The sequence below is a fragment of the Klebsiella sp. 1SOBk10mer genome (assembly GCF_046602535.1).
Taxonomy (GTDB): Bacteria; Pseudomonadota; Gammaproteobacteria; order Enterobacterales; family Enterobacteriaceae; genus Klebsiella; species Klebsiella quasipneumoniae.
In genome coordinates this window covers 1-9,212 of sequence record NZ_JBKIUP010000030.1, presented here as the reverse complement: position 1 = coordinate 9,212, position 9,212 = coordinate 1, and the positions used below count along the sequence as shown (strand labels likewise).

The 9,212-nt window shown below is 50.1% G+C and carries 5 protein-coding genes and 5 pseudogenes; 3 read left to right on the top strand and 7 right to left on the bottom strand.

What is annotated here, in order from left to right; genetic code table 11:
- From ACLH1I_RS26080 to ACLH1I_RS26060, 5 genes and pseudogenes are all read right to left on the bottom strand, one after another.
- Positions 1–182, bottom strand: a 182-nt coding sequence (locus ACLH1I_RS26080) for an IS1 family transposase (RefSeq protein ID WP_001327455.1), incomplete at its 3' end; no start/stop codon positions are given.
- A gap of 346 nt (positions 183–528) precedes the next feature.
- A pseudogene (locus ACLH1I_RS26075) lies at positions 529–2,061 on the bottom strand (IS3-like element ISKpn38 family transposase).
- 177 nt (positions 2,062–2,238) lie between these two features.
- Positions 2,239–2,472 (bottom strand): annotated as a pseudogene (locus ACLH1I_RS26070) (Tn3 family transposase); the annotation flags it as partial.
- Between the two features lie 399 nt (positions 2,473–2,871).
- Positions 2,872–3,457 (bottom strand): annotated as a pseudogene (locus ACLH1I_RS26065) (IS110 family transposase); the annotation flags it as partial.
- 341 nt (positions 3,458–3,798) lie between these two features.
- Entirely contained in the window at positions 3,799–4,587 is a 789-nt protein-coding gene (locus ACLH1I_RS26060; RefSeq protein WP_023288270.1) for an arylamine N-acetyltransferase family protein, read from the bottom strand.
- 98 nt (positions 4,588–4,685) lie between these two features.
- Here ACLH1I_RS26060 and ACLH1I_RS26055 point away from each other — a divergent pair, with 98 nt between their 5' ends.
- Complete coding sequence (locus tag ACLH1I_RS26055) at positions 4,686–6,122, top strand: PLP-dependent aminotransferase family protein (protein ID WP_048298736.1); 1,437 nt, start codon at positions 4,686–4,688, stop codon at positions 6,120–6,122.
- A 161-nt stretch (positions 6,123–6,283) separates the two neighbouring features.
- On the opposite strand, the pseudogene ACLH1I_RS26050 reads toward ACLH1I_RS26055, so the two are convergent.
- A pseudogene (locus ACLH1I_RS26050) lies at positions 6,284–6,643 on the bottom strand (LysR substrate-binding domain-containing protein); the annotation flags it as partial.
- Positions 6,644–6,882: 239 nt separating this feature from the next.
- On the opposite strand from ACLH1I_RS26050, the pseudogene ACLH1I_RS26045 reads away from it, so the two are divergent.
- Both ACLH1I_RS26045 and ACLH1I_RS26040 read left to right on the top strand, forming a co-directional pair.
- Positions 6,883–8,229, top strand: a pseudogene (locus tag ACLH1I_RS26045) (ISNCY family transposase).
- A gap of 60 nt (positions 8,230–8,289) precedes the next feature.
- Positions 8,290–9,093, top strand: a complete 804-nt coding sequence (locus tag ACLH1I_RS26040; protein WP_048298737.1) for a hypothetical protein — start codon at positions 8,290–8,292, stop codon at positions 9,091–9,093.
- A 23-nt stretch (positions 9,094–9,116) separates the two neighbouring features.
- Here the strand turns inward: ACLH1I_RS26040 and ACLH1I_RS26035 are convergent.
- On the bottom strand, positions 9,117–9,212 hold a 96-nt coding region (locus ACLH1I_RS26035), incomplete at its 5' end, for an IS1 family transposase (protein ID WP_000851394.1).

Here is a 9,212-nt window from a genome sequence, read left to right as displayed (position 1 = left end):
ATGGCCATATCAATGATTTTCTGGTGCGTACCGGGTTGAGAAGCGGTGTAAGTGAACTGCAGTTGCCATGTTTTACGGCAGTGAGAGCAGAGATAGCGCTGATGTCCGGCAGTGCTTTTGCCGTTACGCACCACGCCTTCAGTAGCGGAGCAGGAAGGACATCTGATGGAAATGGAAGCCACGCAAGCACCTTAAAATCACCATCGTACACTAAATCAGTAAGTTGGCACCATTACCGAAAAACGCTTCTTCATGGGGATGTCCTCATGTGGCTTATGAAGACATTACTAACATCGCGGTGTATTAATCAACGGGGAGCAGGTCAGTATGGTTATGAACAAAGTAACCGACAAACATAATGTCCTGCAAGAAGAAGATAGGAGGATAGGTAAGTGTATGATTAATCGCATTCTCTGAGCGGTTATGAACTAAATGAACGACGGACTAAATTTAACATAACAATGATTACACGCACCAATTTTGTAGGGGCTCAATAGTAATGGGGGCTGCGGATGTTTTCCTGGACTGTTATGTTGTGATCCCAAGATGCTGCCGGTACTTCACAGGACTCATTGCACCTAATGATAGCTTGATACTTTTCTCATTATACCAGCGTATGTACCTGTCCAGGAAGCATATAAATTTTTCCAGCGTGATACCCGCACAGTCTCTGCCATAGAACATTTCGTTTTTGATACGCCCGAAGAAGCCTTCACACGCAGCATTATCCGACGAGCATCCTTTGCGCGACATGGACCTTATAAGTCCGGAGGTGTTGATACGCTCGAGCCAGCCCGGCCACCGGTAATGGCCACCACGATCGCTGTGTATCACCGGTTTATCATGTTCGCTGAGCGTATCGAGTGCGTCATCGAGCATCGTATTCACCAGCGTCGCGTCCGGGCGTGTTCCTATCGACCAGCTTACAACCTGGCCATCAAAGCAGTCGATAACCGGCGACAGATAGACTTTTCCAGCCGGAAGCTGGAACTCCGTAATATCGGTCAGCCACTTCTCATTTGGCCTGCAGGAACTAAAATCCCGGGCGAGTAAATTTTCCGGTGCCGGACCGATTTCGCCACAGTAAGAGTTATATCGTCGTCGCCTGGTGCGCTTAACAACGAGCTGCTCTTCTGCCATCAGTCTGCGGACAACCTTTTCAGAAATAACTCTGTTGTTACTGCGAAGCATCGCGTGAAGGCGCCGGTAGCCGTAACAGCGGTAATTCTCCTCAAAGATATCGGCCATGATCACGCGTATTTCCGCATACTTATCGTACAGACGTTTGCTGGCTTTGTGATAAAAATAACAGCTGCGGGCAAGTTGCAGAACGCTTAGCAACTCAGCAACGGGGTACTTTTTCTTAAGGGCATCAACTATCAGGGTTTTCTCCCTGTTTTTCAGTTTCAGAAAGCTGACGCCCAGATCTTTTTTTATCAGTTCATTCGCCTTTGTCAGTATGTCACGTACGAGCTGCAGCTGATGAACCTGCTTCCTGAGACGCCGGATTTTACCGAGTAAAGCATCCTGATTTTTATCCTGAGGGGCTGCCTTTCGTTTGCGCATGGATTGATAAGCCTCGTCACTGATAAGGTCTTTCTTCCATTTGTACAGGACCGGGACGCTGACGCCTATGCTTTGTGCAACTTTACGCGCGGTTCCACGTCGGTTACAGAGCTCCCGGACGGCCTGAGACCTCTATTCCGGGCTGAAGCATTTGCTTGTGCCTGAGCGAATGACCAGGGGACGCGCATTTGGATAAAACTCTTCAATCCAGCGCTTTAGAATTTCGTTACTGGTGTAGCCGATGGCTCGGCGAGTGTACGACAGGCAACCACCGTGAGTAAGATAATGCTCAACAGCAGCAATTTTCTGTGTACGTGAATAGCGTTCTCTTGGTTTTAATTCCCTGGGTAAATCGCCCTTCTCTTCATAAATCCGAACCCAACGGCCCAGCTGTTTTGTGGAAGGATATCCCAGCTCCATGACGACAACGGAGGCTTTCTTTCCGTACCGGTAATAGAGTTCGACGGCCCGAATCCGGTCCTCGTATGAATGCATAAATTAACTCCTGAAGGTCCAGGAATTTGTCCGCACTTCCTTTCATCCAGATAGAAATGTCACCTTAGAGTAAGCTAAACTGAAAGCAATTCGGGGTCTGAAGCCCAACCGTACGAAAACGTACGCTAAGTACATTTTTTGAACAGATGGTCATCAATCCCCGCGACAATATGACCGTTACAGAGGCCATTCGTCCGTTTCTTCCGCTTGCTTCAGTGGCCTTAGCTGGCCTTTTGTTACCTGCTCCGCAAGTGTGAACGTGTAATGCCCCAGCATGTTGAAATGCGCGTGTCTCAGTGGCGAAAGTCTGGCTTCATCCTCTTCATTTATGGTTTCGCCTTCGTTACGTAAATGATCCAGTGCAGCCTGCATGTAGATGGTATTCCAGAGAACGACAGCATTGGTCACCAGTCTCCGGGGCGGGAAGCAAGTTCGACCATAGGTAGCTTGAAGTCATTGGGATAATTTTTACGGGGTTCTTTTCGCCAGGATAGGGATTCCATACTTAGATGTCCGTCTGTACAGGTGGACGTCTAAGTTATCAGTACTGGCTTAATGGCTACATACGGCACTGGGTTTACGCTTACGTTTCTGTCTGCTCTTCAGTAAAAATAAAGGGGAGAGACTGCGGTACTATAAACGGCCATGATGAATCGTCATCGATTCGGGCCCTGATGAAAGACGCGCGTGAGGCTCTTGTTCGTTAAGCGGATACGTATATCCTGTACAATATTCAGATATACCTCACGGGGTTTAACTCTTTATCATCAACGAGTTGCAGGTCAGATGGTCATACTGTTGCTTCGTACTTTAGCTGGCTGAGTACAGTCTGAAATCATCACCGTAATGCAATGATGCCCAGCACAGCCTTGCATTTTTTGGCGGCGATGGCCACAACAGCGCGCCAGTATCCTCTGCGTTCGACCAGTGAACAGACCCAATGACTGAATGAGTCAGTCCTTTTCTCAGCGCCAATCAGTACTGAACGAGCACCCTGTACCAGAAGCGTTCGCAGATACGAATCACCGGCTTTTGTGATCCTGCCGAGCTTCGACTTTCCACCGCTGCTGTATTGTGATGGCGTCAGTCCCAGCCAGGCCGCCAGTTGCCGTCCATTTTTAAAATCATGTGCATTACCGATACTGGCAACCAGTGCACAGGCCGTTGTGGGACCAACTCCCTTTAGCTCCATTAGCCGCTGACTGCGGTGATCTGTTTTGGCCATGCGCGACAAAATTCGGTCATATTCAGCGATGTTAGCTTCAATGCGATCAACGTGTTCCAGCAAATCATCAACACATTGCTGAACCTGAAGCGGTAAAGAGCTCTTCTGCCCGGAAACCATGTGGCGCAGGGCATCTGTACTTTGTGGCGCGATGACACCGAATTCAGATACCGACAGTAGTGATGGTCATAACGAATCCCTCCGGGGCTATGTTTACCCCATGATTGCACAAGAGTTAATCAGGCGCATATCCAGGGGAAGTCCCTTCCATTCGTTAAGGTGATTTTTGGTACCTCTGAGCTATGGAAAAGCTTGACCACTTTGACAGGCAGCTTTGAGCGAAAAGCAGGCATTGATTTCCTGCTCAATGAATGGTCAATTAGCATCGGTGTTGCAACTGAAATAAAACTAAATCCAGACCCTCATTTGTGAATGACTAGTCTGCGACAGGCGTGCCAGCCAGCCCTCTGTCTATTTCATTAGAATAAAAAGAGGGAAGGCTGTACTCAGGATTAAGCGCTCTTCCCGATGTATTGCGGTACAGGCAGAGCAAAGCGATTTTTCAGGGCCAGGGCAATACCGTCATCCATCAGTTGTTGCGTTTCGATACCCTCTGCGGTGATCGTCTTCAGCAAATTACCTAGCAAAATCAGGCGACCCTCGGGGGCGTGCTGCACGATCAGTAACTTCTGCACAAAGATGGCATCAGGGTGGGTGGAATTGAGGTAGTTGGCCGGGACGAAATCAATCCACTCCTGGGGGGACAGATCAAAACTGTATTGATTAGCCCATGCACCCTCCACCTTCGCTTGTAGCAGATACTCGTTATTAACGTCACGGATAAGTCGGAAAGTGTCGAAATCCTGTTCGATATCGGTATCTGTCATGTCTATAGCGAGCGGCGCGCGAATACCATAGCTGCCGAACCCTAGATCGCAAAGCCACAGGCGATCATCAACTTCAGCAATTAATGCCATATGCGTTTTCGGTCGGCGTGCCGGGTAGAACATCGGGCGAGCGGCAACGAAACGGTAGGTAATACCTAAAGCGTCCAATGCCATTGCAAATAGCCCATTAACCTCATAGCAGTATCCGCCACGACCTCGATGTAGCAGTTTATCTGCAATGTCTTCGGGTACCAGGGATACGACTTTGCCAGCCTGTACATCCAGATTCTCGAAGGGCACCGAAAAGAGTTGATGACGCATGAGCGCGTGCAGCGTGGCGGTATCGGCGGCTGCATGCCCGGTGTAGTTTATGCGACGGAAATAAGCAGAAAGATCGAAGTTATCGCTATGCATAATGCCTCCTTGATTGAGCGGGTTCGGCACCACTATAGAAGGGCCACATCATTGTCTGTATAGTCAGATCTATCGAAAATCAGACTGTACAGTTCGCAATGTCCGCTCCACGTCTGTTGTCCCAACATTACCGCCGGATTGCTGAAATGCTGCGCCTTACCCTTGCATCAGGTGTATTGCGAGTCGGCGACAGGATGATCTCCGCACGTAAACTGGCCGAACGAGAGCAGGTTAGCCTCCCAACGGCACTGGAAGCACTCCGTTGTCTCGAGGCCGAGGGCCTGATTGTAGCGCGTCCGCGTTCGGGCTACTTCGTTTGCCAGATAAACACATCTCAGAACATGCCGTCTTCCCAGGATTTACCTGGCCCAGTTCCCGTGACAATGTCAGCAGTAGCCCGTTCACTATTTAGTAGCGCAGAAGCCCGTCTGGTGCCACTTGGTGCAGCGCTGCCCGATCCAATATGGTTGCCAACAAACACGCTACAGCGGGCGCTACAGACTGCAACCCGCCGCCTTGACGCGCACGGGCAGAGCTACAGCCTGCCGCCGGGAAGGGCAGACCTGCGCAGAAATATAGCCGTACGCGCTGCACAGTGGGGAGCCCGTTTTGGTTCGGATGATCTCGTCATCACGGCTGGAGCGACGCAAGCACTGCGTCTGGCTCTGCGGGCTGTATGTCAGCCAGGTGACGTAGTGGCAATTGAGCAACCTGCCTACTTCGGTACGCTCCTGCTGCTTGAGGACTTAGGCCTCAAGGCATTGCAAATCCCCACGGATCCTGCTGAAGGCTTGTTGCTGGCATCTCTGGATGAAGCTATTCAGCGTCACCGTCCCGCAGCCGTGCTGGCTTCGCCCACGGTGCAAAACCCACTCGGTGCCAGTATGCCCGTCACCCGTAAGCAGGAACTTGTTGCTCTGATTGAACGTGCAGGCATCCCTTTAATTGAGGACGATGTGTATGGTGATCTGGCCGGTGAAGGGCAGCGTCCTCCGGCCTGCAAGGCGTTCGACCAGAGCGGGAGTGTGATCTACTGCAGTTCATTATCCAAAACCCTTGCCCCGGGCTGGAGAATCGGGTGGGTTGCGGCAGGACGCTATCACACTCAGGTATTGCAGGCTCGCATGGCCGGGGATTGGGCTGGCGCACCGCTGCTTGAGGCTGCCGCGAGCAATATACTGGCAAGTGGGGACTACGATCGTCATTTACGACGCTTGAAGTTCCGGATATCAGAGGGGGTACAAGCCGTTATCGCCCGGGTCAAGGCAAGCTTCCCACAGGGCACTCGTGTTACCGTGCCGACAGCCGGTTTCTTGTTGTGGATAGAACTCCCGCATCCGCTGAATTCATTGGTGGTACACCGTCGCGCGCTGGCGCTGGGCATTGGTGTCAGTCCTGGCCTCCTGTTTTCCCCAGGGGCCGAGTTTCAGAACTTCCTGAGGTTAAATTGTGCGAATGAACCCTCGTCCACGCTGCTCAATGCAGTTGAAAAGATCGGTGCGCTTTGTCATGAACTGGCAGGTCAGCGCAAATAACGAATGCCTGCCTAAGTCCAGACTTAAAAAATATAAACATGGGACTGTGGGGCCGCACTACTATAGGCCAGGAAAAACCCCATACTATGAATCACTCGCAGAGCATTTAACCAATGGGTTGCATCCATCGGTTGAACTCACAGCGAGGAGCGGACGGAATGTCATCGTTCAGCATTGAGGCTGGTGAGAGTATTAATTTCAGCAAGCAGCCAGCGTTCAAAACTTTCCAGCGCAGCCTCATTGATCCCCGTTTCCGTCGGTTTTACTAAACAGAATTTTTTGCTCAGGCATCCTGAGGCTGGCCAGGGCGAAACGAGCATACCGCAACGCAATTCATTCTCGACATACATACGCGGAACCAATGCTACGCCTTGTCCTGCGATGACGGCAGCGATGGCCATTTCATGTAGATCGTACCGCACACCCTGAGCTGGATTATCAAGGTGTATTCCACATTCCCGGGCATAGTGATGCCACGCATCAGGGTTCAGTCTACGGTGAATACGCGGAAGTTCGTTTAAAGGGTTTGAGGTCCAACCGTACGAAAACGTACGGTAAGAGATAAACACATGTCTGAAAAATCGATTTGTAGACAACAATGTCCGATAAATGCCATTTATTGATTAAAAACACGCCGTTTTAAGCGATTTTTTCTGCGTCTATTATGTTTATATATCAGATAGTTACTTCACTAACGTACGTTTTCGTTCCATTGGACTTCAGACCCCAATTCTAAGGGACTCAACGCATGTTGGTGACCATGTCAGATAAAGAGATCCACCGTTTACCGGTGATACAGGCAGTTTGTGAAAAACGTCTACGCCGTCGTGATGCAGCGTCACAGCTTGGCATTTCAGAACGTCAGGCGCAACGGCTTATCAATCGCTACCGGGTTTCTGGTGCTGAAGGACTTGTCAGCCGCAAACGCGGTCAACCCAGCAACCGTCGGCTGACCGAATCTCTCAAAATGCGTGTACTCACGCTGATACGTGAAAACTACAGTGACTTTGGACCCACACTGGCCGCAGAAAAGCTCAGAGAGCGCCATAATATCCGGCTTTCAATCGAGACCGTCCGCAACTGGATGACGTCTGACGGAATCTGGATCCCACATGCCCGACGCAAGTCACGGGTTTATCAACCCCGGCATCGACGTGATTGCCTGGGGGAACTGATCCAGATCGACGGCTCCCACCATGACTGGTTTGAAGGCCGTGCACCAAAATGCTGCCTGCTGGTCTTTATCGATGATGCCACCGGCCGTCTGATGCATTTGCGGTTCAGCGAGTCAGAAACAGCCTTTGACTACATGCTGGCAACCCGGGAATACATTGAGCAGCATGGGAAGCCGGTATCGCTGTACAGTGACAAACACGCAATATTTCGCGTCAGTGGTCCGGAGAACCGCAATACCACCGTTACCCAGTTCGGACGTGTGCTCTATGACCTGGCAATCGAGCTTATCTGTGCCAACAGCTCTGAGGCTAAAGGTCGCGTGGAACGGGCGAATCAGACTCTTCAGGATCGGCTGATTAAAGAAATGCGTCTGGAAGGTATTACCGGCATTGAGGCCGCAAATGCCTGGCTTGCCACTTTCATCGCTGACTTTAACAGCCGGTTTTCACGACCGGCCAGGTTCCCGAAAGATTTGCATCGTCCGGTGAAGGAAAACCCCGATGAGTTAAGAGACATCTTTGCCTGGCATGATGTCCGTACCGTGTCGAAATCACTGACCTTCCAGTACGATAAGATCCTTTATCTCATGGACCCGACAGAAGAAAATAGCCGTCTTGCCGGTGAGAAAATTAAAGTGCTGGATTATCCCGATGGCACCCTCGCCTTCCACTACGGACATCGGAGCCTTGAGTGCCAGGCATTTGATAAACTGGCCTGTGTCGACCAGGGGCAGATTGTTGATAACAAACGTCTCGGGACTGTACTCAGACTGGCTCAGGTAAAACAGGATGAACGGGAAAACGAAGGCAAACGGGAACGAAGCAAAAAATCGCCCAGCCGTAAAGCTCAGGTGCGCATCCAGGAATAACTCCGGGCGATCAATCCCGTTCTGGCAGACCCGAACTTGTTTGTGGCAAGTTCAAAGCGGTAGAATCGACCATCAGTGCTATGAAGTAGCAGGTAACGGTGAGCTCCCAAAAGGATACTTGAGATGATTAAATTCCCGACTAAAAAGCGCGTTGATTTATATAAAAATGCCGTCAGTTCTGAGCAATTACAGCTGGATCTGGCTGCGGCTCAGGAATTTATGTTCGATGCCTGGGAAACTGATGACCTGGACGTTGTGCTGAAACTCATCAGAAAAGCTATCAAAAAATCCCCGCTCTGTGCTGACGCATACTCATTCTACTGCGAGATATCCGAAGAGCCCCCTGAGTCAAAAATCGTTACTCTGGAGACGGCTTTATATGCGGCCAGTGTCGCACTGGGTGAAGATTTTCAGGAATTTGCGGGCAATTTCTGGGGATTTGTCGAAACGCGTCCATATATGAGAGCAAAAGCAGCATTGGCTGATGCCCTATGGGAGTCAGGTAATTTCTACCCGGCCATGTCTCATTGCCACGAAATGCTCAAGCTAAACCCGAACGACAACCAGGGGATTCGTCATTTATTAGCGAACTATTATCTTGAACTCGAAATGGTGGATGATCTGAGCGTGCTACTGGATGATTATTCAGGTGATATGCGCCCGTTTCTTCAGTATACACGCGCCCTCCTCGCCTACAGACAGTCATCCCCCGATGCCGATGATATCGCTAAAGCAGCTATTAGCTCTAATAAGCACATCCCAAGCTTGTTATCAAAGTACAAATTACAACCAAAGTCTAACAGTGGATATATCACGTTAGGTGAAATGGATGAAGCAATTGATTATATAAACCATAATATTAAACCTTGGATCAGAACACCTAATGCTATTGAATGGATCATGAATATTTCCTCGGCCAATAAGTAGTCAGAAAGGGTAATGACTCCAACTTACTGATAGTGTTTTATGTTCAGATAATGCCCGATGACCTTGTCATGCAGCTCCACCGATTTTGAGAACGACAGTGACTTCCGTCCCAGCCTTGC